The sequence below is a fragment of the Candidatus Desulfolinea nitratireducens genome (genome assembly GCF_982879505.1).
Genome location: NZ_CEYOSI010000210.1, coordinates 1 through 3,404, shown reverse-complemented (window position 1 = coordinate 3,404; position 3,404 = coordinate 1). Strand labels below are relative to the sequence as shown.

The 3,404-nt window shown below is 50.0% G+C and carries 3 protein-coding genes and 1 pseudogene; all 4 read right to left on the bottom strand.

Annotated elements, in window-relative coordinates:
* Positions 1–197, bottom strand: a pseudogene (locus AC3DOM_RS14720) (selenium-dependent molybdenum cofactor biosynthesis protein YqeB); the annotation flags it as partial.
* A complete protein-coding gene (locus AC3DOM_RS14715; RefSeq protein WP_487919800.1) occupies positions 190–885 on the bottom strand; it encodes a DUF1361 domain-containing protein in 696 nt (231 codons plus the stop codon). The gene AC3DOM_RS14715 and the pseudogene AC3DOM_RS14720, both read right to left, overlap by 8 nt.
* A gap of 14 nt (positions 886–899) precedes the next feature.
* Positions 900–1,778 (bottom strand): alpha/beta fold hydrolase, encoded by an 879-nt coding sequence (locus tag AC3DOM_RS14710; RefSeq protein WP_487919799.1) that lies wholly within the window; start codon positions 1,776–1,778, stop codon positions 900–902.
* A gap of 98 nt (positions 1,779–1,876) precedes the next feature.
* Positions 1,877–3,404 (bottom strand): xanthine dehydrogenase family protein molybdopterin-binding subunit (locus tag AC3DOM_RS14705; RefSeq protein WP_487919798.1); only part of this gene is annotated, 1,528 nt, incomplete at its 5' end.

The following is a 3,404-nucleotide window of genomic DNA, read 5'->3' as shown; positions in this document are numbered from 1 at the left end:
GTATTCACGAGTCGCCCAGTAATTCCTTCGATGGTGATCTCACCCTCATAGACGGCTTCGCTGAAGGATACTTTTCGTCGCACACAAAGCGGTTGGGGGAGTTCAGCGACAAGAACTTTTAGACCAGATTTATGCAGGCGATAGGCGATCCCGCTGGCGAGATCTCCGCCTCCGCGAATAAGAATGAGGTCAGGCATTATGATGCTCCTGATGGAGATGTCCGAAGGCATAGATCGTGAGATAAACAAAAAGGAAAAATACGGTGAAAAGAGCAGTGAATCCTGCCGCACTGGGGCTCAGACTGCGCAGTAAATGCCATGAATCGCGGAGGATTTCGACCGGGTCGTGGAGAATATCCCAGCTATTCCAGCGCAGGAAGCGCCCCAGATAAACGCCAATACTGCTGAGAATGGAGACACTAAAAACCAGTGTCCAGCCAAAGAATTTCCCAAATTCATCTTTTACGATCTCTTGCATTAAATATAAGGAAACAACGCCAAGGAGCAAGCCGGTCCAGGAGAACCAGATCAATAGAATGACATCAAACCAGACAGGCGCCTCTCCCAATCCATCGGCGAGATGTTGTATATCGGTGATTAAATAAGGCGCGTTTGGGAAAAAGATCAGCCACAAAAAGGCGAAGATCGGGATGACAAAGTAAATCAGGATCCGTTTCCACGACAGGGCGTAGGCAAGATAGGCCAGCACAAAGGGAATCCAGGCGAGGAATAAATTCCAGACCAGCGAGATATAACGTTCAGAGTCGCTGTAGGCAACCCGCGCTCCGACCAGCATCACACAGGTCGCAGAGGAGAGGGCCAGCAGGATGAATATCGCCAGTTTATAACGATGCCTGATTAAAGATTGGTAGAGTTTATTGAACATAGTTTTTCTTTGATTTATTTTTGAAGGAATTGGAGGAGGATGGGATTAACCTCGTCTGCATTTTCGTAGTGGGGGATATGGCCACTGTTTTCGATGGTATGAAACGCTGCTTGTGAAATGCTTGCTGCCACTTCCTGACTTTGTTCGTAGGGGACAGTTTTATCCTCGCGTCCCCAAACCAGTAGGACGGGGATTCCTGTCTCCCCGACGAGACGATAGACCGCGGATGAATCTCTGAGAGCATCATTCCGCATTGTGGAAAGGATTGCGCGCCCGAAACCCTGCAATTTAAGCTGCGGGCGGTACAGGGAGGTGAAATGGTCGATCAGCTTTGGATCGTAAAAATCTTCTGCAATCCCATCGACGAGAGTTTTTTCGCCAAACAGCCCCATCAGCAATTCGCCAAGGCCGGGAATTGATAGTAATTTGAAAGGGAGGGTTTGTGGGATGGCACTGCCTCCAACTGGGGCGAACAGGGCCAGCTTTTTGACCCGCTCTGGATGGCGCGCGGTGAAAGTTGCAGAAATTGGGCCGCCCATCGAGAGACCGCATAAGTAGATGGGATCAGAAATTTCAAGCGCATCTAATAAATCGGAGAGCTGACGGGCAAAGAGATCAAGAGTATAAGCGGTTTTGGGGCGGTCAGAATAACCGCGTCCATAAAGATCATAGCGTAATACACGGTAGCCAGCCTCGATCAGCGTGAAAAAGGTGGGATCCCAGATGAAGTGTGGAATAGAAAATCCATGCAAGAGGACAACGGTATCGGCATTTTTCTCCCCTCCTAACTCGTAATGCGTATATCCATCAGAGAGGGAGATAAAATTACCATATATGCTTTGGCGAAAAGAGTTGGTGATAGGTTGCGTTTCATGAATGAATGGAAAAGGCATGATTTTTCTCTGCCCCCACCTAGCCTCCCCCGTTTCTGAAAGCGGAAACAGGGGAGGGATACCTTCTCCCCCCGCTCGCGGGGGGAGTTAGAGGGGGGTTATATCTTTCCCAATCCACGCAATACACGTTCTGGAGTGAGAGGGAATTCATCGAACCAGACCCCAGTCGCATTATGCACTGCTGCGGTAATCGCCGGGGCGGTGGGAACAGTCATCATCTCGCCAACACCACGTGCTCCCCAGGGACCATTTGGATCAGCATATTCTACGATCACAGTTTTGAAATTATCCGGGATATCAAGCACGGTCGGGATCAAATAATTGGAGAGCTCGGCAGTTTGGACGTAGCCATCCTGATGGATAAAATCCTCCATGAGTGCATAGCCAATGGTTTGGATTGTGCCGCCTTCGATCTGACCGACGACCTGTTGCGGGTTTATGGCCTTCCCAAGATCACAGGTGGAGATCATATTGAGGATCCGAATATGACCGGTTTCCGTATCCACTTCAAGATCGGCAACCTGTGCACAATGTCCATAGGCCACATTTGGAGTCGCTTTGCCAGTCTCTGGGTCATAGGGAGTCGTTTTCGGTGCAAGGTATTTGTATGCAGCGATGGCCGGGCGTTCTTCGTTTTGCCATTTATCCAAGGCTAATTCGCCTGCGCCCTTAACTGAATTTAATGCCATAAAGGTCATTCGGGATGCAGACGAGCTGCCAGAGTCACCTTCAATATTGCTATCTTCCCCAACGAATTCAATTTTATCGTAAGTTGTACCTACAGCCTCTGCAGCAGCCTGCATGATGGCCGTATGCGCTCCCTGCCCCACTTCCGCTGCGCCATGATGGACAATCACTTTTTCGATTTCAGACTCACCATGAATTTCGATCTTTGCCCAGGAATTTTCCTGATAGCCAAAGGAAAATCCTGTGTTTTTGAAACCGCAGGCAAATCCGATCCCGCGTTTAACGTGAGGGCGGGATTTATCCTGGATGGGTATGTCCACCAACTTCCAGCCATCATCGTCTTGTTTCCATCCAGATTCTTCGGCGCATCGTTCAGAAACTTTGTCAATGGTAGCGTTTCCGGTCAATGGGGTCTGAACTGACATCAACGAGCCTTCGTGGAGGATATTTCGCATCCTGAGTTCGACCGGGTCCATCCCCAATTTTTCGGCCAGCTTGGCGACCATCATTTCGGCAGCAAATGCGCCCTGCGGAGCCCCAAATCCACGTAAGGCGCCAGTGGGAATATTATTGGTATAAGCAGAACGCGTATCGATTTTAACGTTGGGAATTTCGTATGGACCGGCACACATCAAGGTAGCATTTCCGAGCACCTTGTTGGAAGTATACATATATGCCCCGGCATCAGAGACCGCGTCAATTTCGGCGGCGACTATTTTGCCCTCTTTCGTCGCGCCCCAACGGGCCTTGAAGTAAAAGGGATGCCGTTTGGCATGACCGATGATCGATTCTTCGCGGGTCCAGATGATTTTGACAGGACGATTGATCCCCCGCTCGTGCAGACGTAGTGCCGCCAGGGCGAGTACAATCTGCACGGACATATCTTCCCGTCCGCCAAATGCGCCACCAATGGCAGGATGGATGATCCGTATTTTCTCC

Coding starts and splice junctions, on each gene's coding strand:
- AC3DOM_RS14715 (WP_487919800.1), bottom strand. CDS start 885: ATGTTCAATAAACTCTACCAATCTTTAATCAGGCATCGTTATAAACTG.
- AC3DOM_RS14710 (WP_487919799.1), bottom strand. CDS start 1,778: ATGCCTTTTCCATTCATTCATGAAACGCAACCTATCACCAACTCTTTT.